This window comes from Streptomyces sp. NBC_00620, assembly GCF_026341825.1.
Classification (GTDB): Bacteria; Actinomycetota; Actinomycetes; order Streptomycetales; family Streptomycetaceae; genus Streptomyces.
On sequence record NZ_JAPENY010000001.1, the window covers coordinates 3,957,556 to 3,979,394 of the forward strand.

The 21,839-nt window shown below is 68.1% G+C and carries 17 protein-coding genes; 7 read left to right on the forward strand and 10 right to left on the reverse strand.

Annotation, left to right across the window (positions count from 1 at the left end; translation table 11 throughout):
- Positions 1-150: 150 nt before the first annotated feature.
- The 5 genes from OG246_RS18130 to OG246_RS18150 all read left to right on the forward strand — a co-directional run bounded on the left by OG246_RS18130 (position 151) and on the right by OG246_RS18150 (position 5,843).
- Positions 151-1,509, forward strand: a complete 1,359-nt coding sequence (locus OG246_RS18130) for an extracellular solute-binding protein (RefSeq protein WP_266463090.1) — start codon at positions 151-153, stop codon at positions 1,507-1,509.
- Positions 1,506-2,444, forward strand: a complete 939-nt coding sequence (locus tag OG246_RS18135) for a carbohydrate ABC transporter permease (RefSeq protein WP_266463093.1) — start codon at positions 1,506-1,508, stop codon at positions 2,442-2,444. The genes OG246_RS18130 and OG246_RS18135 overlap by 4 nt, the downstream gene beginning before the upstream one ends.
- The gene (locus OG246_RS18140) at positions 2,441-3,304 is read left to right on the forward strand and encodes a carbohydrate ABC transporter permease (RefSeq protein ID WP_266463096.1); all 864 of its coding nucleotides are present in this window, start codon (positions 2,441-2,443) and stop codon (positions 3,302-3,304) included. Before OG246_RS18135 ends, OG246_RS18140 begins: the two co-directional genes overlap by 4 nt.
- The gene (locus tag OG246_RS18145) at positions 3,301-4,272 is read left to right on the forward strand and encodes an arabinan endo-1,5-alpha-L-arabinosidase (RefSeq protein WP_266463099.1); all 972 of its coding nucleotides are present in this window, start codon (positions 3,301-3,303) and stop codon (positions 4,270-4,272) included. Before OG246_RS18140 ends, OG246_RS18145 begins: the two co-directional genes overlap by 4 nt.
- A 68-nt stretch (positions 4,273-4,340) precedes the next feature.
- The gene (locus OG246_RS18150) at positions 4,341-5,843 is read left to right on the forward strand and encodes an alpha-N-arabinofuranosidase (RefSeq protein ID WP_266463102.1); all 1,503 of its coding nucleotides are present in this window, start codon (positions 4,341-4,343) and stop codon (positions 5,841-5,843) included.
- Here the strand turns inward: OG246_RS18150 and OG246_RS18155 are convergent.
- Complete coding sequence (locus tag OG246_RS18155) at positions 5,840-8,791, reverse strand: beta-galactosidase (RefSeq protein WP_266463105.1); 2,952 nt, start codon at positions 8,789-8,791, stop codon at positions 5,840-5,842. The genes OG246_RS18150 and OG246_RS18155 overlap by 4 nt on opposite strands.
- A gap of 71 nt (positions 8,792-8,862) precedes the next feature.
- Between OG246_RS18155 and OG246_RS18160 the strand changes: the two genes are divergently transcribed.
- Complete coding sequence (locus OG246_RS18160; RefSeq protein ID WP_266463108.1) at positions 8,863-9,324, forward strand: Rrf2 family transcriptional regulator; 462 nt, start codon at positions 8,863-8,865, stop codon at positions 9,322-9,324.
- Between the two features lie 22 nt (positions 9,325-9,346).
- Here the strand turns inward: OG246_RS18160 and OG246_RS18165 are convergent, their stop codons facing one another.
- Complete coding sequence (locus OG246_RS18165; RefSeq protein ID WP_266463110.1) at positions 9,347-9,919, reverse strand: hypothetical protein; 573 nt, start codon at positions 9,917-9,919, stop codon at positions 9,347-9,349.
- Positions 9,920-10,316: 397 nt separating this feature from the next.
- Here OG246_RS18165 and OG246_RS18170 point away from each other — a divergent pair, with 397 nt between their 5' ends.
- The gene (locus tag OG246_RS18170) at positions 10,317-11,228 is read left to right on the forward strand and encodes a sulfite exporter TauE/SafE family protein (RefSeq protein WP_266463112.1); all 912 of its coding nucleotides are present in this window, start codon (positions 10,317-10,319) and stop codon (positions 11,226-11,228) included.
- Positions 11,229-11,241: 13 nt separating this feature from the next.
- Here OG246_RS18170 and OG246_RS18175 read toward each other — a convergent pair whose 3' ends face one another.
- From OG246_RS18175 to chvE, 8 genes are all read right to left on the reverse strand, one after another.
- Complete coding sequence (locus tag OG246_RS18175; protein WP_266463114.1) at positions 11,242-12,111, reverse strand: intradiol ring-cleavage dioxygenase; 870 nt, start codon at positions 12,109-12,111, stop codon at positions 11,242-11,244.
- A gap of 221 nt (positions 12,112-12,332) precedes the next feature.
- Positions 12,333-13,097: an intradiol ring-cleavage dioxygenase gene (locus OG246_RS18180; protein WP_266463117.1), complete on the reverse strand. Its 765-nt coding sequence runs from the start codon at positions 13,095-13,097 to the stop codon at positions 12,333-12,335.
- A gap of 129 nt (positions 13,098-13,226) precedes the next feature.
- Entirely contained in the window at positions 13,227-14,483 is a 1,257-nt protein-coding gene (locus tag OG246_RS18185) for an extracellular solute-binding protein (RefSeq protein ID WP_266463120.1), read from the reverse strand.
- 269 nt (positions 14,484-14,752) lie between these two features.
- Positions 14,753-16,366, reverse strand: coding sequence for a histidinol-phosphate transaminase (locus OG246_RS18190; protein ID WP_266463123.1), 1,614 nt, complete (start codon positions 16,364-16,366; stop codon positions 14,753-14,755).
- 191 nt (positions 16,367-16,557) lie between these two features.
- A complete protein-coding gene (locus OG246_RS18195; RefSeq protein ID WP_266463126.1) occupies positions 16,558-17,706 on the reverse strand; it encodes an aldose epimerase family protein in 1,149 nt (382 codons plus the stop codon).
- Between the two features lie 53 nt (positions 17,707-17,759).
- Positions 17,760-19,004: a multiple monosaccharide ABC transporter permease gene (gene mmsB, locus OG246_RS18200; protein WP_266463129.1), complete on the reverse strand. Its 1,245-nt coding sequence runs from the start codon at positions 19,002-19,004 to the stop codon at positions 17,760-17,762.
- Positions 19,001-20,551, reverse strand: coding sequence for a multiple monosaccharide ABC transporter ATP-binding protein (gene mmsA, locus OG246_RS18205; RefSeq protein WP_266463132.1), 1,551 nt, complete (start codon positions 20,549-20,551; stop codon positions 19,001-19,003). The genes mmsB and mmsA overlap by 4 nt, the downstream gene beginning before the upstream one ends.
- Before the next feature lie 32 nt (positions 20,552-20,583).
- Complete coding sequence (chvE, locus tag OG246_RS18210) at positions 20,584-21,696, reverse strand: multiple monosaccharide ABC transporter substrate-binding protein (RefSeq protein WP_266463135.1); 1,113 nt, start codon at positions 21,694-21,696, stop codon at positions 20,584-20,586.
- Positions 21,697-21,839 lie beyond the last annotated feature (143 nt).

Consider the following 21,839-nt stretch of genomic DNA (forward strand, 5'->3'; position numbering starts at 1 on the left):
CGGTCGGGGACTTCTGTTTTTGCGCAAACCATTGACTAGAAAGCGCTTCCTATCTACGGTCCCGTTCGAAGTTACGAGCGCTAATCGAAATCTCGAACAAGATCATTCCGAGTAGTTCGGACAACAAATCTCCGACAGTAAGGGCAGGGCATGGGACGACCTGACCTGGATCGCCGACACCTTCTCGCCGGCCTGGGCGGGCTGACGGTCGCGGGCAGCCTCGGCTTCGCCGCACTCGGCACCGGCGCGGACGCACTCGCGTCCAGCGCGAGCACCCGGGTCCGCTACTGGAACCTCTTCAGCGGCGGCGACGGCGCCAACATGATCGCGATGCTGGACGCCTTCCGTAAGGCGAACCCCTCCATCGACGTGAAGGACTCCACCCTTCAGTGGGGCAACCCCTTCTACACCAAGCTCGCCATGGCGGCCGCGGGCAACCGCGCACCGGACCTCGGCGTCATGCATATGGGCAGGGTCGCGGGCTTCTCGCCGGGGCGGCTCCTCGACCCGTGGGACGAGGAGCTCCTCGCCAAGTACGGCGTACGCAAGGAGGACTACAACCCGGCGCTGTGGAACCGCGGTGTCATCGACGGCAAGCTCTACGCCCTGCCGCTCGACATCCACGTACAGCTCTGCTTCTACCGCAAGGACGTACTGAAGAAGGCGGACCTGCTCGGCGACGACGGCCGGATGATCCCGGTCACCTCCACCGGCGAGTGGTTCGACGTCCTGAAGAAGGCCAAGAAGGTCCAGAAGAAGGGCCTGCAGACCATCGGTCTGTGGACCAACGACCAGAACTTCCAGTGGTGGTTCTTCGTCGCCTTCTACACCCAGCTCGGCGGTCGGTGGTTCAACGACGACGACCCCGCAAACACAGAAGTCCTGTTCGACGTCGACAAGGCGACCCGGGTCCTGGAGTTCTTCCGCCGGCACGTCACCGACGGGTACGTCATCCCGGGCGCGCCGACCGGCGAGCAGTTCATCAACGGCGCCCCCTTCACCTGGGAGGGCAACTGGTCGGTGCCGGTCTTCTCCGGCGCCGAGCTGGACTACGGCGCGACCCCGCTCCCGCCCGTCTTCGGCAAGCAGGCCACGCACGCCGAGTCGCACGCGTTCGTCCTGCCGCACCAGGCAGGGCGCGGCGGCGCCACCAACGAGGCCGCGCACGAGCTGGCCGCGTACGTCGTCACGCACGCCCTGCAGTGGGCGGCCGGCGGCCACATCCCCGCGTACACACCGACGCTGTCCACGGACGCGTACAAGAAGCTGGAACCGCAGAACGAGTACGTGAGCGCCATGGACCACCAGGCCACCGAGCCCAAGGTGTGGTTCGCGGGCTCCACCGGCGTCCTCGCCCAGGACCTCGGCCCCGTCGTCGTCTCCTCGACCATGGGCTCGGCCAAGCCGGCCGCCGTCGCGCGGACGATGAAGAGCCATCTCACCAAGCTCCTCGCATCGAAGAACCCGATGGACGGCAAGACCGCAGCGCAGGGAGGTGCTGTCGCATGACGACCAGTGCTGAGACCGTCATCGCACCGGCGCGGGTGAAGACCGCCGCCGCCACCGCGACCGTCCGCCGCAAGCAGGGCTTCCAGCACGGGGGTTGGTTCGTCGCCCCGTTCCTGGCGCTCTTCGTGCTGTTCGTGGTCTGGCCGCTGCTGCGCGGCGTCTACCTCAGCTTCACGGACGCCAACATCTCCGGCGACAGCGCGAGCTTCGTCGGCCTCGACAACTACCGCGAGGCCCTGAACGACCAGGCGATGTGGGACGCGCTCGGCCACAGCGCGTACTTCACGCTGCTCGTCGTGCCGTGCATCACGGTCCTGGCCTTCCTGCTCGCGATGCTCGCGCACCACATCGAGCGCGGCAAGTGGCTGTGGCGGCTGTGCTTCTTCGTGCCGTTCCTGCTGCCGTCGACCGTCGCGGCCAACATGTGGCAATGGCTGTTCACCCAGGGGATCGGCCTGTTCAACGAGACCTTCGGGCTCGACACGCCCTGGCTGACCGACAAGTCGTACGCGATGCTCGCCATCGTCATCGCGACGCTGTGGTGGACGGTGGGCTTCAGCTTCCTGCTGTACCTCGCCGCGCTCCAGGGCATTCCCGACCACCTCTACGAGGCCGCCGAACTGGACGGCGCGAACGCCTGGCACCGCATGGTCCACATCACGCTCCCGATGCTGCGCCACATCACCGGCCTGGTGATCGCGCTCCAGATCCTCGCCTCGCTCCAGCTCTTCGACCAGGCCGTCGTGATGATGGACTTCGGACCGGGACCGGAGATCAGCACCCGCTCCTTCGTCCAGTACACCCTCGAACAGGGCTTCACCAGCTACCGCGTGGGCTACGCCTCCGCGATGTCCATCATCTTCTTCGTGATCATCGCGGCCGTCGCCCTCGCGCGGATGGCGCTGCTGCGCAACCGTGAGGAGGGCGGCCGATGACCACGGCTACAACCACCCCTGTACGTAAGTCCCGCAAGCCCTGGACGCCCAGCCAGATCGTCCTCACGCTGCTCGGCGTCGCCGTCTCCGCCGTCTTCTTGGCGCCGATCGCGGCGGCCCTGCTCACCTCGCTCAAGTCGGAGGCCGAGGCAGCCGAAATCCCGCCGCACTGGCTGCCGAAGGTCTGGACGGGCCAGGCCTGGAAGGGCCTCTGGGAGACCGGCAACATCACGAACTGGTTCGTCAACTCCCTAGTGGTGTCGGTCCTTGTGACGGCCGTCGTGGTCACCGTCGCCGCACTCGCCGGATACGGTTTCGCCCGCACCGAGTTCAAGGGCAAGTCCGTCCTGATGGGCGTGGTGATGGCGGGCCTGATGATCTCCCCGGCCGTCCTGGGTGTCCCCCTGTTCACCACGGTCCAGCAGATGGGGATGGTCGACACCTACTGGGGCATGATCCTGCCGCAGTGCGCGCCCGCCGCGATGGTCTACATCCTCTACAAGTTCTTCCAGGGCATTCCCAGGGAGCTGGAGGAGGCCGCCTTCATCGACGGCGCGGGCCGCTGGCGCGTCTTCTTCACCATCATCGTGCCGCTCTCGCGCCCGTCCCTCTCCGCGGTCGGCATCTTCACCTTCATCGCGTCCTGGAACAACTTCCTGTGGCCGTACATGGTGACCAACAACCCCGACCTGATGACCATGCCGAACGGCATCGCGACCGTCATGAACTCCTACGGAATCCAGTGGGCCCAGCTCATGGCCGGCGGCCTGATGGCAGGCCTGCCGCTGATCATCGTCTTCGTCTTCTTCCAGCGGCAGATCGTGGCGGGTGTCGCCCACACGGGATTGGCGGGACAGTGACCCTGCGAAGAAGCCTTGCCGCGGCGGCCCTGGCGACCGCCCTGGCCCTGCTGCCCAACACCGCGCAGGCGGCCGAGAGTTACCCGGACCCGCAACCGATCACCGGCCAGCAGATCATCCACGACCCGACCGTCATCCATCTCAAGTCCGGCGGATACGTGGCCTACTCGACCGGCGGCATCATCGGAGCGCGCACGTCGAAGGACCGCACCCAGTGGGACGACGCGGGCAACGCCTTCGCCAAGCCGCCGAGTTGGTGGTACGAGTACAACGACACCGGCGACCCGTGGGCACCGGACATCTCCTACCGCGCCGGCAAGTACTGGCTGTACTACGCCGTCTCGTCCTGGGGCACCAACCACTCCGCGATCGGCGTGGCGACGTCCGACAGCGGCCTCCCCGGCACCTGGACCGACCACGGCAAGGCCTTCACCTCGGAGACGACCGACACCTGGAACGCCATAGACCCGGCCCTGATCAGCGCGGACGGCAAGCTGTGGATGTCGTTCGGCTCGTACTGGACGGGCATCCGCATGATCGAACTCGACCCGAGTACAGGCAAGGCCGCCAAGGGCACCAAGGTCCACCACCTGGCAACCCGCCCCGACCTCCCGTACGCCGTCGAAGGCCCGTACATCGTCAAGCACGGCCACTACTACTACCTCTTCGCGTCGTACGACGCGTGCTGCGCGGGCGTGAACTCCACGTACAAGATCAGGGTCGGCAGGTCCCCGACGATCACCGGCCCCTACGTCGACAGCACGGGCAAGCCGATGTTGGAGGGCGGCGGCGACCTCCTCCTGGCCGGCCACGGGCGCTACATCGGCACGGGCGGCGAGTCGGTGTTCCGCGACCGAGGCCAGGACTGGCTGGCGTACCACTACTACGACGCAGAGGACTCAGGCACGCCCAAGCTGGGGCTGAACGCCCTCGGCTGGACAAAAGACGGCTGGCCAAGCGTCCGTTAGGGGCGCGGGGAACTGCGCGACCAGCCCAATCGAACCCGCAGACAAAACTCAACCCCCGGAAGGAAGAGATGCGCACCGCCCACTTCGCCCTGGACCCCGCCTTCACCATAGGCAAGGTCAACCCCCGCCTGTTCGGATCCTTCGTAGAACACCTCGGCCGCTGCGTCTACACCGGCATCTTCGAGCCGGCCCACCCGTCGGCGGACGAGGCGGGCCTGCGCCAGGACGTGCTGGAGCTGGTCCGTGAACTCGGCGTCACAACCATCCGCTACCCCGGTGGCAACTTCGTCTCCGCCTACAACTGGGAGGACTCGGTGGGCCCGGCCGAGGACCGCCCCCGCCGCCTGGACCTCGCCTGGCGCTCCACGGAGTCCAACCGGTTCGGCCTCTCCGAGTACATCGCGTTCCTCAAGAAGGTCGGCCCGCAGGCCGAGCCGATGATGGCCGTGAACCTCGGCACACGCGGTGTCCCCGAGGCCCTGGCGCTCCTGGAGTACGCCAACCACCCCTCGGGGACCGCCCGTTCGGACCTGCGGGTGGCGCACGGGGACAAGGACCCGTTCGGCATCAAGCTGTGGTGCCTGGGCAACGAGATGGACGGGCCCTGGCAGACCGGGCACAAGACCGCCGAGGAGTACGGCCGGCTCGCCGCCGAGACCGCACGCGCGATGCGCCAGATCGAGCCGGACCTCGAACTCGTCGCGTGCGGCTCCTCCGGGCAGAACATGGAGACGTTCGCCGCGTGGGAGGCGACCGTGCTCCAGGAGACGTACGACCTCGTCGACCACGTCTCGCTGCACGCCTACTACGAGGAGACCGACGGCGACCGGGACTCCTTCCTCGCCTCCGCCGTCGACACCGAGTCCTTCATCGAGAACGTGGTGGCGACCTGCGACCACGTGGGCGCCCGCCTCAAGTCGAAGAAGAAGATCAACCTCTCCTTCGACGAGTGGAACGTCTGGTACCAGAGCCGCCCCAACCCGCACCCGGTGGAGGACTGGCAGGAGGCCCCGCGCATCCTGGAGGACGTCTACTCCGTCACGGACGCGGTCGTCTTCGGCTCGCTGCTCATCGCGCTGCTGCGGCACGCCGACCGGGTGACCGTCGCCTGCCTCGCCCAGCTCGTCAACGTCATCGCGCCGATCATGACGGAGCCGGGCGGCCCGGCCTGGCGGCAGACGACGTTCTTCCCCTTCGCGCAGGCCTCGGCGTACGGGCGCGGGGAGGTCCTCGACGTACGGGTGGACTCGCCGACGTACGAGACGAAGAAGTACGGCGAGGCGGACCTGCTGCACGCCACCGCCGTGCGCGCCGAGGACGGCTCGGTGACCGTCTTCGCGGTCAACCGCAGTCAGACCGAGCCGCTGCCGATCGAAGTCGCCCTGAACCGGCTGGGGTTGACGACGGTCGTCGAGCACAGTGCGATCGCCGATGCCGACCCGGATGCCACCAACACCCTGGACGACCCGGAGCGGGTCACTCCGCACCGGGTCGAGGGGGCCACCCTCCAGGACGGCACGTTGACCGCCGTCCTGGAGCCGCTGTCCTGGAACGTGATCCGGCTCGGCTAGGCGGATGTGCGGCCGGGGGAGTCCACCGCCTTCACAGGCACTCCGCCGGCCGCGCTGCCCATCAGCGTCAGCTTCACCTCACCGGGACCTGAGGGTGTGGTCCCGTCGGACAGGACAGCGAGGGCCAGCGTGTTGGCTCCACGTGTGCGCAGCACCCCGTTCGGCAGGACGAAGGTGTGCTGGGGGCCTACGTCGTTGATGTACTGGCCCATGTTCCAGCCGTTCAGGAAGATCTGGACGCGGTAGGCGCGGGCGGGGTCGTCGGTGAGCGTGAGCCCGATCGAGGCGTCCACGCCGGGGTCGACGGCGAGCCGGAACCCGGTCCGGTACCAGACGACACCCTGCCGCCGCTCCGCCCGGGGGAAGTCGACGACCTTCCAGTCGCCGTCCGCGAACCCCGGCAGATGCCAGCCCTCGCGTTCCCCGTACAGCCCGCCGTTGTTGAGCGGCCCGCGCACCGGGTCAGCGGCCCCCTCGCCCCGAATCCGCCAAGTGACGGCCGGAGAAGCCCCGTTGAAGGTCACGGCGGTCAGCCCTCGGGCCGCCTTGTGCGTGTCGTCGGCCTTGCCGTCCTGGTCGTGCTGCATACGGCGGACGAGGACGGAGAGGACATGCGGCCCTTCGTCGACCTGGACGGGGAAGGTCGCCGTGTCCGTCCAAGTCCCTTGCCGCACCGTCTTCTTGTCCGGCACCGGCATCCGGTGCGTACCCAGCGGCTTCCCGTCCAGCCACGCCATCAGCAACCCCTGCGTGCCCGTGGTGAAGGCGAGGGACACCGTCTCCGCCGCGCCGCCCTCGAAGTGCCCCCGGTACCAGACGTCCCCGTAGTGGAAGCCGTAGTCGTCGGCGAACAGCACGGGCTGCCCGGCCGGTACGGGCGTGGTGCTGAACGAAGACGTCCTGTTCGCGAGCCGCCACGCCGAGTCGTCGAAGCCGGCCTCGGACTCCGGGTTCTCCGCGGACCGCCGCCAGTTGGCCAGCTCGGGGAGCCGCACACCCGGCACCCCGGGCAGCCGCTGCTCGGCCCGAAGACTCCCGGACTTCGTGGCCAGCGTCCTCAACGTGCCCTGATTCCAGACGACTTCGCTCACACCCCGTGGCCCCCAGACCTCCAGGTCGGCCGCCTCCACGGTGTCCCCGGTGAGATGAAGGGCCGAGCCGCGCACGGTGGCGGTGCGCAGCAGCGCCGGGCCGCGCACCAGTACCGGCCCCGACGGGGTGTCGTACCGCCACAGCCGCCCGGAGGTCCCGTCGTCGGCGAGGAGCAGCAGCAGCGGTGCCGAGGTGCCGCCGCCCTCCACCAACACCCGTACAAGACCGTCGAGTTGAGTGGAGACCCGGAGCACGCCACTCTCGTACTCGTGTACCGCTTCCCCCTCCAGCACGGTGACGGTCGGCTCGCTCGCGCACTCCAACGCGGTCTCGGTGCGCTCGCCGGAGCGGCCTGTGAGCACGGCGATGTCCTGCCGTCCCGCCGAGAGCCAGAGCATCGGCTGTGCGGTGGAGTGCCGCAGCGTCCGCCGCCCGACGGCGATCCCGGTGGCGAGGAGCCGGGCGTCGCGGGCGGGCACGGTGAGCGGCAGCTCCGCGAACGGGAGCGCCGTCGTCACCTCCGCCGCGCTGTCATTGCGTACGACATAGAAGTGGGCGCCGGTGTCCGGGTTGACCAGCGGATACACCTTGACCTGCGGGTCCGTCCCCGCGAGCGCCTTCGCCCGGTCCAGCTTGGCCAGGTCGGGCACGGAACGCAGCAGCTGCCCGATCTGGTGCATCGGGATCAGCTTGGGGGTCGGCCGGCGGGCCTCGTCGAGGGCGGCGCCGTAGTCGTACGAGGTGTAGACGATCGGCGCGGGCAGCCAGCCCCAGGAGGTGCCGCCGAAGGTCATGTAGACGTTGTGGATCTTGATGCCGTTGGCGAGGTTGGTGAGGTAGAAGCGCCGCTCGTACGCCGCGTCACGCGTCCTGGCCGACTCGGCGTACCCCAAGCCGCCGAACTCCACCCCGCCCCACGGATCGAACCAGCCGCCCCCGAACTCGGGCACGAATCCCGGGGTCCGCGGACTCGCCGTCGAGCCGCCCTTCGTACCGCCGACGCCGAAGTAGCCCCAGTCCGGCGGGGGTTTGAAGGGCGACGGATACCCGTCGAAGCCGTACAGGTAACGCCCCTTTTCCCCACCGGTGTCGAAGGTCCCGGGGGCCCAATGGCCGTTCCTGCCCTTGTCGTTGTGGAACAGCGGCACGTCGATTCCGTCGGCGCGCGCCTTGGCGTACAGGTGGGCCATGTAGTCGCGGCCGAGGGGGCTGGTGACGTGGTCCGCGTACTCGTTCTCCAGCTGGTAGAGGACGACCGTGCCGCCGCCGTCGCTGTAGAGGTGCCGGGCGACGATGCGGTCGACGACGGTCAGCCACTCGTCGACGTGCTTCAGATAGGTCGGGTCGGAGGTCCGCGCCGTGCCCTTGGTCGCGGTCAGCCAGCCGGGGAAACCGCCCGCGTCGACCTCGGCGTTGATGTAAGGACCCGGGCGCAGGATCACGTACAGGCCGGTCTCCGCGGCCATGCGCAGGAACAGGTCGAGGTCCCGGACGCCGGTGAAGTCGTACTTCCCGGGCGCGGGGGAGTGGTAGTTCCAGGACACGTAGATGCTGATCGCGTTGTAGCCGTGGGCGCGCAGCTTCTGCAGGACGTCCCGCCACAGGGACGGGCTCGGGAGGCGGAAGGGGTGGACCTCGCCGGACCAGAGGACGACGCGCCTGCCGTCGATCAGCATCGAGTACTTGTCGAAGCCGATGGTGTGCCGGTGGCCGTCGGCGCCGGGCGGTCCGGGTGCGGGTCCGGTGGGTGCGGTACCGGCGGCGTGGGCGCTGCCGCTCCCGCCGGCACTGTTCAGGGTGAGGCCGAGTGCGGTGGTCGTGGCGAGTGCGCTGAAGGTACGTCTGCTCAACACCATGTGGTTCTCCGGTGGACAGGGGCGGCGCGGGTGCGGCCATTGTCCACAGCGATTCGCCCCACAATGGTGGCATGAGGATCTCGGCGCGGGCGGATTACGCGGTACGGGCGCTACTGGAGCTGGCCGTCCGGCAGGACGACGGCGCTCCGGTGAAGGCCGAGGTCATCGCCACCGCGCAGGTGATTCCGTACAAGTTCCTGGAGGGAATCCTCGCCGACCTCCGGCGTGGCGGCCTGGTCGTCAGCCGGCGCGGCGGCAGCGGCGGCTATGTGCTGGCCCGGTCCGCCGACGCGATCACCGTCGCGGATGTCATCCGTACGGTCGACGGCCCCATCGTGTCGGTACGCGGCGAACGGCCCACCCAGCTCACCTACACCGGGCCCGCCGAACCGCTGCTGCCGCTGTGGGTCGCGGTCCGCGCCAACGTACGGCGGATCCTGGAGGGCGTCACACTCGCGGACATCGCGGCGAACGCCCTCCCGGAACCGGTACGGAAGCTGGCGGCGGAGCCGACGTCCTGGGAGAACCCCTGACCCCCGCTGTTCGGATGCCTGTTCAGTTGCCGCAGCCCGTGGAGACGCGGGCCTTGTTGGACCAGGTGTTGGTGGTCACGTCGAGCGCCATCAGCGTCGAGTTCTTCGCGTAGCCGTAGGCGGTGCAGTCCAGCAGGCCGGTCGTGATGTTGAAGGCCCCGCCGTGGCGCCCGGAGAGGGAACGCGCGGTCGTGGTCTTGTACCAGACCGGAACCCCCGGCACGCCACCGTCCTTGAAGAGGACCATCTTCACCTGGCCGCCGATGGTGAAGCTCTGGCCGCGCAGGACGAGGCCGTAGACGCCGATCGTGCTCGGCGAGCGGGTGGCCCAGATGTACGGGTTGTACCCGTAGGCCTTGCCCTCCACCGCGGCAGGCCCGGTGGCCGTCGCAGACGCCGACTTGGCGGCGTTCGTACGGGCGGCCGTGTCCGGGTTCCCGCCGCACCCGGTGGTGGCGACGGCGGCCGCGGCGAACAGGACCGCGAGTCCGAGTGTGGCGGCGCGGCGGTTGGAGCCGGTGATGTTGACCATGTTGTTCTCCCCCTGGAAACCGTCGGCCGCGACCCCGTGGGCGGCCGGCGTGCAGAGGGACACCGGGCCGCGTACGGCGGTTGCGGCGGCGTGTGCGACGAGACCGTCACAGGGTTTGCGGTGGGGTCGGGCGGCGCGCGGAAACCGCAGGTCAGAGGTATTGGCCGGGGGAGGGCTCGGCGGCCGGAGCGTAGCCGTGAATTCGCCTGCGAACGGAGGGCCGTACGTCCCGGGGCACTAGCCGGACCGGGCCCGCTGAGGTAGCCGGGGAGGCGAGGGCCTCCGATGGAGGGCCGGGTTCCGTCTGTGAAGCATCCTCATTCCGTACTAAGGCCGTACTCAGGTTCAGCCCCTAACGTCACGTCCCGTCAATCCCTATCGAATCGATAGGAAAGACCGGAAAGGCCGGAGCGGCCGGAACGACGGCCGGATTGACGGCCAGAACGACGGGACGGATCCCATGCGCACGCTCATCCTGCTGGCTCTCGCGGGCCTCGGGGCCCAGCTGGTCGACGGCAGCCTGGGCATGGCCTACGGCGTGACCTCGACCACCCTGCTGCTCGCCATGGGCACCAACCCGGCGCTGGCCTCGGCCACGGTCCACCTCTCCGAGATCGGCACCACGCTGATGTCGGGCGCCTCGCACTGGCGCTTCGGCAACGTGGACTGGAAGGTCGTCGCCAAGATCGGCGTACCGGGCGCGGTCGGCTCCTTCCTGGGTGCGACGGTCCTCTCCAAGCTCTCGACCGAGGTGGCCGAACCGGCCATGTCCCTGATCCTGTTCGGCCTCGGCCTGTACGTCATGTCCCGCTTCACCTTCCGCGGCATGCCCAAGGGCAACCTCGGCAAGCCGCTGCGCAAACGGTTCCTCGCGCCGCTCGGCCTGGTCGCCGGGTTCCTGGACGCGACGGGCGGAGGCGGCTGGGGCCCGGTCGGTACGCCCGCGCTGCTTGCCAGCGGCCGGATGGAGCCGCGCAAGGTGATCGGCTCGATCGACACCAGCGAGTTCCTGGTGGCGGTCGCCGCGAGTCTCGGGTTCCTGTTCTCGCTCGGCTCCCAGGGCCTCAACTGGGGCTGGGTCCTCGCCTTCCTGCTCGGCGGCCTGGTCGCCGCCCCCGTCGCCGCCTGGCTGGTCCGTCTCGTACCGCCGCGCGTACTCGGCTCCGCGGTCGGCGGCATCATCATCGTCACCAACGTCCGTACGCTCCTGAAGAGCGACTGGATCGGCGCGTCCGGAGCGGTCAGCACCCCCGTCTACGTACTGCTCTACGCGCTGTGGGCTGCCGCCCTGACGTACTCGATCCGCGCCTACCGTCAGGAGAAGGCGGCGGAGGCGGAGCTTGTCGAGGAGCGGCAGCCCGTCGCGGTTTAGCCGGCCGTACCGGTCAGCTGTCGACGCCGACCGTGAGGGTCGCCGCGTACCCGTCCGACACGCTCGACCCGAGCGCCGTCAGGGTCAGCAGACCGGAGGACGCGCCGCCGTCGTCGTAGATGGAGTCGTTGGAGAGCAGGGTCTCCTGGGTGGTGTTCGCCGAGTACGGCGAGGTCGCCTGGATCTCCGTGTTGATGTCCTCGTCGAAGAACAGCTGACCGGTGTGGATGACCTCGCCGCCGGTGTACGAGTCGTCGGTGAGCGTCACGTCCGTGTGCACGCGCATATGGACGTGGACGGCGCGCGAGATGTAGTGGCCGGGCCAGATCGAGGTGATGTTGACCTGGCCGTCGGCGTCGGTGATCTGCCCGCCGCGCAGGAAGGTGCCGTTGTCCTCCTCCTCGTGACCGTTGCCGCCGACGAACCCGGAGTACTCGCCGAGCGAGTCGCAGTGCCAGAGCTCGACGAGCGCACCGGCCAGCGGGGCGCAGTCGTCCGCGACATCGACGACCGTCAAGGTGTACCGGACCTCGAAGCCCTCCTTGTCCTCACGGATGTCCTCACGGACGAGAGCACCGTCGAGGGAGTACGGACCTTCGGTGACCTCGGCGTTGAGGGTGCAGACGGTGGTGGTGGCGGAGGTGGACGCGGATGCGGAGGCCGACGCGGAGGTGGACTTGGTGGGCTTCGGTTTGCCCTTCTTGGCGGACGTCGGGTCGGCCGAGGCGATACCCGCGACCGCGAGTCCGCCCACGACGGCGACGGTGCCACCGCCGATCAGGACGCGCCGCCGCTGGACGCTCTTGTCACGGCGGTGGGCCCCGGCGCCGGGGGTGTTGCCGTGCTGCTCAGGTTGCTCATGTCGAGCTGGGGTCTCAGTCATGGACATGGAAGGTATGGGCGCAGCTGAGGAACTCCTTGATGTGCGCCTGTGAATGCGCTGGGAATCTAAGCCACAACTGACCCTTTTTGAGCGGGAGTTGGGGCAGGTGCCACACGACTGGCAGATCTGTCCCAGCAGCGGGTCGGAAAAAGCCTGGTCGTGCAGTCTGCCGCTGGGACGAATCTGCCAGTCGTGTGGCTGTCGGGGTGAGGGAGGACGGATCAGCTCGATTCGATGCCGAGGGTGAGGGTGCCGGCGTAGCCGGAGGTGGGGGAGGTGCCCAGGGCTGTCAGGGTGAGGAGGCCGGAGGCGGCGCCTCCTTCGTCGTAGATGCTGTCCTGCGCGAGGGTGGTGCGGGTGACTGTGTTGGCCGAGTACGGGGAGAGTCTGCCGACCGCCGCGGTGATCGTCTCGCTGAAGAAGAGCTGGCCCGTGTGGAGTTCCTGGCCGCCCGTGAACGAGCCGTCGGAGGTGAGCGTGACTCCGGTGTGCACCTTGACGTGGATGTGGACGCAGCGGCCCCGGTACCAGCCGGGGTAGATGCTCGTGATCCTCGCCACGCCGTCCGTGCCCGTCAGGACACCGCCGCGCAGGAACGTGCCGTTGTCGGGCTCGTTGTGGCCGTTGCCGCCGACGAATCCGGAGTACTCGCCGAGGTGGTCGCAGTGCCAGATCTCGACGAGCGCCTTGTTCAGCGGCGCGCAGGTGTCGTCGTCGACGACGGTGAGGGCGAGTTCGAGGGGGAATCCCGCCTTGTCCTCGCTGATGTCGGCGCGTACGTAGGCGCCGTCGAGGTAGTACGGGCCCTCGGTCATCTCCTTGGTGAGGGTGCAGACGGCCGCCGCGGCGGCGGGAGTCGTGGCCGCCGTGCCGGCTGTGGGGGCTTCAGGGGCTGCGGCGGCCACAGCCAGCGTTGCGACTGTGGCACCCGTCGCGATCAGCACGGTGCGGCGCCCGAGGGGGGTTGATTCTGAAGTGTCTGTCATGAGCACGTCACCGTAGGGACGGAAGCTGTCGGTGGGCTGTGCGTTCGGCAAAGTGATGGATCGTCAAGTGGAGAGTGAGACAAGGAAGTTGATGGAATGTTGAACGAAGAGGGAAGGGGGTGTCGCTGCTCAGCGTGCCGCCTTCGCGATCGATGTCAGGACCGCCTGCGGATCGCCGGCCGGTGTGACCGCCGCGCCGATCTGCGTCCTGATCGCCGTCGAGACGGCCGACCAGTTGGTCTCGGAGAGCGGATAGAGGTCCATGTTCCCCAGCGTGTCCAGGCCGTTCCAGAGGCTGCGGTAACGGGTGTCCGCGCGCATGGCGGCGCTGACCGACGCGGTGACGGGGAGCAGTTGGTACTCGGAGGCCTGCTGGGTGACGTACTCGTCGCTGTACAGGAAGTCGAGGAAGCGGCCGGTCTGCTCGCGGTGTCCGGCCTGCTTGAAGGCGATGGTCCAGTCCGCGGTGCCCATGGTCGGCTCGGTCTGCCCGGTGCGGCTCGGCAGCGGAATCGTGCCGTAGGGCACGCTCAGCGACGAGTCCTCGATCTGCCGGATCAGGGAGAGCGGGGCGTTGACCATCGCGGCCTCGCCGTCGACGAACGCGTCCAGTGCCTCGGTGCGGTTCAGCCTGCCCGGCTGGACGGGGCCGGTGAGCCCCGCGCCGACCAGGTCCGACCTGAGCCACTCCAGCGTCGACACGTTGGCGTCGGAGGTGAGGGTGTAGGCGCCGCCCTGGGTGTAGCCGCCGTCCCCGGCCAGCAGCCACGTCAGCGTCTCCGCCTCCGCCTCCTCGGGGCCGAGGGGCACCGCGATCGGGTACTTCACGCCCCAGTCCTTCAACACCTCTGCTGCGGCGACGAGTTCGTCCCAGGTGGTGGGCGGATCGAGGTCCGCCCGGGCGAACAGGTCCTTGTTGTAGTAGAGCAGCCGGGTGCTCGCGGTGAACGGCAGGCCGTACTGGGTGCGTTGCAGCTGGCCCGCCTCGGCGAGGCTCGGCGCGAAACTGCCCTGGACCGCGATCGAGAGCAGCTCGTCGGCCGAGTAGAGCAGGCCCTCCGCCGCGTACTCGGCGTAGCTGCCGGTCTGTACGACGTCCGGTGCCCTGCCCTGCTTCACCAGCTCGGCGACCTTCGCGTCGACGGTGTCGGCGGGATACACCTTCGCCTCCACATGGATGTCCGGGTTGGCGGCCTCGAAGTCGAGCGCCACCCGGTCCCAGTAGCCCTGCGAGTTCTTGTGGACGCTGTCGCCGTAGTTGGTCGCGATGACGGTGAGGGTGGTGGCCCCCGCTTCCGTCCCCGCGCTGCCGCCACAGCCGCCCGCGCCTGCCAGAAGGGCCAGCGCGGCCGCCGTCGTCACCATGGTCCGGGCTCTGCGGTGCATGGTCGCCACCCCTGTTTCGGCCGCCGTTGACGCGCGTAGACGAAGCGCGTCGATCGTAGGCCGGACAGTAGGCGGCGCACAGGGCCCCGGCGGTTGCGTTCTGGTTCCGGGTATGTGACGCATGTGGCCTGAAATGACAGGCGGGTGAAGGGAGTTGGGTGGGTGACGGGGCGTTGACGCGTAAGCGCTTCGATTCTGCGGTGCCGGGCTGAAGCCGCCGACCCGGATCAGGCGGCAGGGGGAGGGGCTGCGTCCCTCCCCCTGCCTGGCTAGCCGGCCTGGGTGTACATCGCTCCCGCCGCGGGCCAGCCCATGGCCTGCGGCGCGGACTGCTGCGGTTCCGGCTGGGTCCGGCCGCGGACCTGGGCGGCGGTGAGTCCGCTGGGGTGGGCGCCGCCCTGCGTACCCGTCTGGGGGGCGGGGGCCTGTACGGCCGCGGCCATGCCGGGCATGCCGGTCTGGGTGTAGGCGGGCAGGCCGGCGGCTGGGACCGGGGCGTACCCGGGCATCGGGGCGGGCTGCTGAGGCGGCAACATGGCGGCCGGTGCCGCGACGGGGGCCAGGCCCGGCATGACCCCGGGGTTCTGCGCGGGGGCGGGGCCCGGCCAGGCGCCGGTCTGTGCGTTCTGGATGCTCGGCATCGCCTGTGCCTGCGCCGCGAGACCCGGCATGCCGGCCCCGTTCGTGGCGCCGATCAGACGATCCACCGCCGCCGTACCCGAGCTGTAGCTGGTCCCTGTGCCCATCTCGGGTACGGCGGCTCCCCTCCTGGTCCCGTAGAGCACCTGTTCCAGGCCGGACACCAGGCGACGCACGTCCACCTGGGGGCGCACCACGAGTCTCAGGAAGCGGCTGGAGGAGCCGATCTTGTTGCCGCACTCGCGGACCAGGATGCGGTGCTCGGTGAGCAGCCGGTCCCGGACCACGGTGCCTTCGGCGCCCACGGGAAGGCGTACGAAGAGGAAGTTGCCCTGCGACGGATAGACCGTCAGGCCGGGCAGATGAGCGAGCTGCTGGGCCATGTCGAGCCGGTCGCGGCGGACCATGTGCAGGCTCTGCATGTACTCCTGGCCGTGGTTCTTGAGCATGAACACCACGGTCTCCGCGAAGGAGTTGAGGTTCCACTTGGGCAGCATGGAGCGGACCCGGCCGGCGAGCGAAGGGTTGGCGACCATGTAGCCGAAGCGGATGCCGTGCAGACCGAAGTTCTTGCCGAGGCTGCGCAGCACGACGACGTTGGGGCGCATCACGGCGTCCTCGACGACACTCGGCTCGTGCTCCGCGTCGGCGAACTCCAGGAACGACTCGTCGATCACGATCAGGTCCAGGTCCGCCATCGCGTCCATGAACTGGACGAGCGACTGGCGGGGGATGAAGCCGCCGTCGGGGTTGTTCGGGTTGCAGATGACGGCGACCCGGGTGCCGCGGGCGCGGATGAACTCCGCGTACTTGGCGAGGTCCAGGGCGAAGCCGCTGGACTCCTGCAGCGGGAACATGTCGACCCGCTTGCCGGTCTCCATCGGCTGGTCGGTCCAGCGGCCGAAGGTGGGGACGGGTATCGCGAGGGACTCCCGGACCAGCAAGTGGTCGATCCAGGTGATGAGTTCGGTCGAACCGTTGCCCATCGCGACGCACTGCGGCGGGAGTTGGAGGAGGTTGCAGAGCTCGGACGTGATGGTGTCGGCGCTGCTCGGGTAGTACGTGATGATCTCGCGGAGCCGGCCCGCCAGGTCGTCGAACATGGCGGGCGTCGGGAAGTACGGGTTGCACGGGATACAGAAGTCGACCGGACCGGCCCCTTCGCCGCTCTCACGGGTGAGCGCTGCCATCGAGGGGCTGTGCGCTGCCGTGCCGCGGAACAGCGAGGTGACGTTGTCGGCCATGGAACCTCCGTAGGGGGCGGGCCCGCTGGGGAGGACGGGCCCTCCGGCTTTGGGTGGCCCGCGCGGGGGAGCGCGGGCCGCCCTTAGATACGGATACGGAGGGGGCGCTGTTCAACTCGTGTGAATTTCGTAAGAGTTAGTGATCTCAGGCAACCGAAGCGGCCGGAAACCCCTCAGGCCCCGCTGTGCCCTCAGCTGCCGAACGTGTGCACCGTAGTCGTCCGGTACGTCTGTCCGGGCCGCAGCACGGTCGACGGGAACGACGCCTGGTTGGGGGAGTCCGGGAAGTGCTGGGTCTCCAGGCACAGCGCGTCGCCCTGCCGGTAGATGTGCCCGCCGGGGCCGACCAGCGTGCCGTCCAGGAAGTTGCCGGAGTAGAACTGCAGGCCCGGCTCGGTGGTGGCGATCTTCAGGGTACGGCCGGAGGACGGGTCGCGCAGCGTCGCGACGTGCTCGGGCTTCGCCGTGATCCCCTTGTCCAGGGCCCAGTTGTGGTCGATGCCCTTGCCGTAGAGGAGCTGCTGGTTGGCGACCCGGATGTCCTCGCCGACCGTCTTCGTGCGCCGGAAGTCGAAGGGGGTGCCCGCGACCTTCGCCAGCTCGCCGGTGGGGATCAGCCCCGAGTCGACGGGTGTGTAGCGGGCGGCGGCGATCTTCAGCTCGTGGTCGTAGATCGAGCCGCTGCCCTCGCCGGCCAGGTTCCAGTAGACGTGGCTGGTGAGGTTGACGACGGTCGCCTTGTCGGTGGTGGCCTCGTAGTCGAGGCGCCAGTCGCCGTGCTTGGTGAGGGTGTACGTCACCTTCGTCTTGAGCGTGCCGGGGTAGCCCATCTCGCCGTCGACGCTCGTGTAGTACAGGTACAGGCCGACGTCGGAGCCCTTGGTGAAGGGCTCGATGTCCCAGACGTGCTTGTCGAAGCCCTTGATGCCGCCGTGCAGGCTGTTGGCCCCGTCGTTGACGGAGAGCTGGTAGCTCTTGCCGTCGAGGCTGAACTGCCCCTTGGCTATGCGGTTCCCGTAGCGGCCGATCAGTGCGCCGAAGTACGGGGTCTTGGCGACGTAGTCCTCGATGTTGTCGAAGCCGAGCGACACGTTCTTGTACTTGCCGTGCCGGTCGGGGATCTCCAGGGACTGCACGATCCCGCCGTACGAGAGGACCTTGAGCCTCGTCCCGCCGTTGGCCAGTGACCAGCTGTAGATCTTGGTGCCGTCGGCGAGCTTGCCGAAGAGCGACTTCACCGGGGCTTTGCCTCCCGTGGCGTGTGCCGTACCGCCGAGTGCGGTGGCGGCCATTCCTGCTGCTGCGGCTCCAGCGATGACCGTACGTCTGTTCAGTTCCATGTGCGGCTCCTGCAGATGGAGGGGGCCCCGCCTTCCGGCGGGGCCCGGCTGACTTACGAACCGACCTTGCGCTTGTTCCACACGTCGAAGCCGACCGCCGCCAGCAGTACCAGGCCCTTGATGACCTGCTGCCAGTCGGTGCCGATGCCGACGAGGTTCATGCCGTTGTTCAGCACGCCCAGGACGAGACCACCGATGATCGCGCCGAGGACCGTGCCCACGCCGCCGCTCATCGACGCGCCGCCGATGAACGAGGCGGCGATCGCTTCGAGTTCGAAGTTCAGGCCCGCCTTGGGCGAGGCCGCGTTGAAGCGGGCTGCGAAGACCAGACCCGCCAGGGCCGCGAGCATGCCCATGTTCAGGAAGACCAGGAAGGTGACCTTCTTGTCCTTCACGCCCGACAGCTTGGCCGCGGGGAGGTTGCCGCCGATGGCGTAGACGTGGCGGCCGATGACTCCGTTGCGCATGACATAGCCGAAGCCGACCAGGAGCACGCCCAGGATGAGGAGTACGACGGGGGCGCCCTTGTAGCTGGCCAGGAGCATGGTGAAGGTCAGGACGGCCGCGGTGAGCGCTGCCAGCTTCACCGCGAACAGCTTGGCCGGCAGCACCTCGAGCGAGTACTCCGACTGCCGCTTGCGGTCGCGTATCTCCTGGAGGATCACCACGCCGACCAGTGCGAAACCGAGCAGCAATGTGAGGTTGTGGTAGTTGGTGTCCGGTCCGATCTCGGGCAGGAAGCCGTTGGCGGTCTTCTGCAGGCCCTCCGGGAACGGGCCGAGTGTCTGGCCCTCGAGGAAGACCTCGGTCAGACCGCGGAAGATCAGCATGCCTGCGAGGGTCACGATGAACGACGGCATGCCGGCATAGGCGATCAGGAACCCTTGTGCCGCGCCCGCGGCGGCACCCATGGCCAGGCACAGCAGGACCGCGAGCGGCCAGGGCACATCGTTCCTGACCATCAGTACCGCTGCCACACCGCCGATGAACGCGGTGATCGAGCCGACCGACAGGTCGATGTGGCCCGCGATGATGACGATCATCATGCCGATCGCCAGGATCAGGATGTAGCTGTTCTGCAGCACCAGGTTGGAGACGTTCCGCGGCAGCAGGAGGTCGCCGTCGGTCCACACCGCGAACAGGGCCACGATCACGCCGAGGGCTATCAGCATGCCGTACTGGCGCATGTTGCGGCGCATGCCGTCCAGCAGCAGCCGCAAGAGGCCGTCGGCGGCGGCCGATCCGCTCTTCCCCGGCGGCGCGGGGGCCGGCGTCTTGGCGGTCACATCCGTGCTCATCGCGTTACCTCTTTGTCCTTCGTCATCTGACGCATCAGGGATTCCTGCGAGGCCTCCGCCCGCGAGAACTCACCTGTCAGCCGCCCTGCGGCCATGGTGTAGATGCGGTCGCACATGCCGAGCAGTTCCGGCAGCTCGGAGGAGATGAAAACGACCGCCTTGCCCTCGGCGGCCAGCTTGTCGATGACCGTGTAGATCTCGAACTTGGCGCCCACGTCGATGCCGCGCGTCGGCTCGTCCATGATCAGCACGTCCGGACCCGTGAAGATCCACTTGCTGAGGACGACCTTCTGCTGGTTGCCGCCGGACAGCCTGCCCACCCGCTCGAAGACGTTGGGCGCCTTGATGTTCATGGACTTGCGGAAGCTCTCGGCGACCTTGCGTTCCTCGTGGCCGTCGACGACGCCCCGCTTGGACACCTTGTTCAGCGCGCTGAGCGAGATGTTGCGGCCGACGGTGTCGTCGAGGTTGAGTCCGTAGTGCTTGCGGTCCTCGGTGACGTACGCGATGCCGTGCTTGACCGCCTGGGAGACGGTCTTCGTACGGATCTCCTCGCCGTCCTTGAGGACCGTGCCGCCCGCGTACCGGCCGTACGTCCGCCCGAAGACGCTCATCGCGAGTTCGGTGCGGCCGGCGCCCATGAGGCCCGCGATACCGACGATCTCCCCGCGCCGCACATTTATCGACACATCGTCAACAACCTTGCGCTGCTGGTCGATCGGGTGATGGACGGTCCAGTTGCGGATCTCCAGGGCCGGTGCCGCGCCCGCCACCGCGTCGTGCGGGGTGCGCTCGGGGAAGCGGTGGTCGAGGTCCCGGCCGATCATCCCGTTGATGATCCGCTCCTCGGTGGTCTCCGCGGCCTTCACATCGAGGGTCTCGATGGTCCGGCCGTCCCGGAGGATCGTCACCGAGTCGGCGACCTTCCGGATCTCGTTGAGCTTGTGCGAGATGATGATGGAGGTGATGCCCTGTTCCTTCAACTCCAGGATCAGGTCGATGAGTTTGCCGCTGTCCTCGTCGTTCAGCGCGGCCGTCGGCTCGTCCAGGACGAGCAGCTTCACCTCCTTCGACAACGCCTTCGCGATCTCCACGAGCTGCTGCTTGCCGACGCCGATGTCGGCCACCCGGGTCTGCGGGTGGTCCTCGAGACCGACCCGGCGCATCAGCCGGGTCGCGTGCTTCAGCGTCTCGTTCCAGCTGATGACGCCACCGCTGGCCTGCTCGTTGCCGAGGAAGATGTTCTCCGCGATGGACATGTACGGCACCAGGGCCAGTTCCTGGTGGATGATCACGATGCCGTGGTGCTCACTGGCCCTGATGTCCTTGAACTCGCAGGCCTCACCCTCGAAGAGGATGTCCCCCTCGTAACTCCCGTGCGGGTGGACGCCGGAGAGGACCTTCATCAAGGTCGACTTGCCGGCGCCGTTCTCCCCGCAGATGGCATGGACCTCGCCCTGACGGACGGTCAGTGTGACGTCCGACAGCGCCTTGACGCCGGGAAAGGTCTTGACGATCGAGCGCATTTCCAGGACGGGTCCCGCCATGGTCGTGCCTTCCAATCCCTAGAGTGCGGCGGTTACTTGAGGTCGCTTTCCTTGATGTAGCCCGAGTCGACGACGACCTTCTGGTAGTTCGCCTTGTCCACGCTCACCGGCACCAGCAGGTACGCGGGCACGACCTTCGAGCCGTTGTCGTAGGTCTTGGTGTCGTTGGTCTCCGGCGTCTTGCCGGTGAGCGCCGCGTCGACCATGTTCGAGGCCACCTTGGCGAGCTCACGGGTGTCCTTGTAGACGGTCATCGACTGCTCGTCCGCGATGATCGACTTCACCGAGGCGACCTCGGCGTCCTGGCCGGTGACGATCGGCAGCGGCTTGCTCGCAGAGCCGTAGTCGTCCGACTTCAGCGAGGAGAGGATGCCGATGGAGATGCCGTCGTACGGCGAGAGCACCGCGTCGACCCGCTCGGTCTTGTAGGCCGCGGTCAGGATGTCGTCCATGCGCTTCTGCGCGGTGCCGCCGTCCCAGCGCAGCGTGGTGACCTGCGTCAGGTTGGTCTGGCCCGACTGGACGACGAGCTGCTTCTTGTCGATGTACGGCTGCAGGACGTTCATCGCGCCCTGGAAGAAGTACTTCGTGTTGTTGTCGTCGTTCGAGCCCGCGAACAGCTCGATGTTGAACGGCCCCTTCTTGCTGCCGTCCGCCAGGCCCAGCTTCTCCAGGATGTAGTTGCCCTGGAGCTCGCCGACCTTCTCGTTGTCGAACGACGCGTAGTAGTCGACGTTCTTCGTGCCGAGGATCAGGCGGTCGTACGAGATCACGGGGATCTTCGCGTCGGCGGCCTGCTGGAGCACGTTGTTCATCGACTTGTTGTCGATGGCCGCGATGATCAGGGCCTTCACGCCCTGTGTGATCAGGTTCTCGATCTGGGAGACCTGCTGGTCCGGGTCGTCCTCGCCGTAGACCAGCTGGGTCTTGTAGCCCTTGGACTCCAGGTCCTTGACCACGTTGTTGCCGTCCGCGATCCAGCGCTCGGAGGACTTGGTCGGCATCGCGATGCCGATGGTGCCGCCCTTGGCACTGTCCGCGGTCGCGTCACTGCCACCCTCGCTGTCCTGACCGCAGGCGGTGAGGGTGAGCGCGAGGGAGGCGGCTCCGGCTATGGCGGCGAGTGCTGCTCTGCGGTTTCGCATGATCATCATCCTTGATGTCGTGGGACCAGACTCGGTCTCGCGATGCGGGGACGCTCCGAAGGGCGGTTGCGAGAGAAGACCGAGGAGAGGTGTGTGGGATTGTGTGCGGCTGCGTCGTCTTTTGTGAAGCGGTTGGCCCGGAA

What these genes read in the sequence shown, in the direction of transcription:
- OG246_RS18175 (WP_266463114.1), bottom strand. Translation starts at nt 12,111, where the DNA reads ATGACTGAGACCCCAGCTCGACATGAGCAACCTGAGCAGCACGGCAAC.
- OG246_RS18190 (WP_266463123.1), bottom strand. Translation starts at nt 16,366, where the DNA reads ATGGCCGACAACGTCACCTCGCTGTTCCGCGGCACGGCAGCGCACAGC.
- OG246_RS18135 (WP_266463093.1), top strand. Translation starts at nt 1,506, where the DNA reads ATGACGACCAGTGCTGAGACCGTCATCGCACCGGCGCGGGTGAAGACC.
- mmsA (WP_266463132.1), bottom strand. Translation starts at nt 20,551, where the DNA reads ATGGCGGGACCCGTCCTGGAAATGCGCTCGATCGTCAAGACCTTTCCC.
- OG246_RS18155 (WP_266463105.1), bottom strand. Translation starts at nt 8,791, where the DNA reads ATGGTGTTGAGCAGACGTACCTTCAGCGCACTCGCCACGACCACCGCA.
- OG246_RS18170 (WP_266463112.1), top strand. Translation starts at nt 10,317, where the DNA reads ATGCGCACGCTCATCCTGCTGGCTCTCGCGGGCCTCGGGGCCCAGCTG.
- OG246_RS18130 (WP_266463090.1), top strand. Translation starts at nt 151, where the DNA reads ATGGGACGACCTGACCTGGATCGCCGACACCTTCTCGCCGGCCTGGGC.
- OG246_RS18185 (WP_266463120.1), bottom strand. Translation starts at nt 14,483, where the DNA reads ATGCACCGCAGAGCCCGGACCATGGTGACGACGGCGGCCGCGCTGGCC.
- OG246_RS18195 (WP_266463126.1), bottom strand. Translation starts at nt 17,706, where the DNA reads ATGGAACTGAACAGACGTACGGTCATCGCTGGAGCCGCAGCAGCAGGA.
- mmsB (WP_266463129.1), bottom strand. Translation starts at nt 19,004, where the DNA reads ATGAGCACGGATGTGACCGCCAAGACGCCGGCCCCCGCGCCGCCGGGG.
- OG246_RS18150 (WP_266463102.1), top strand. Translation starts at nt 4,341, where the DNA reads ATGCGCACCGCCCACTTCGCCCTGGACCCCGCCTTCACCATAGGCAAG.
- OG246_RS18160 (WP_266463108.1), top strand. Translation starts at nt 8,863, where the DNA reads ATGAGGATCTCGGCGCGGGCGGATTACGCGGTACGGGCGCTACTGGAG.
- chvE (WP_266463135.1), bottom strand. Translation starts at nt 21,696, where the DNA reads ATGCGAAACCGCAGAGCAGCACTCGCCGCCATAGCCGGAGCCGCCTCC.
- OG246_RS18140 (WP_266463096.1), top strand. Translation starts at nt 2,441, where the DNA reads ATGACCACGGCTACAACCACCCCTGTACGTAAGTCCCGCAAGCCCTGG.
- OG246_RS18180 (WP_266463117.1), bottom strand. Translation starts at nt 13,097, where the DNA reads ATGACAGACACTTCAGAATCAACCCCCCTCGGGCGCCGCACCGTGCTG.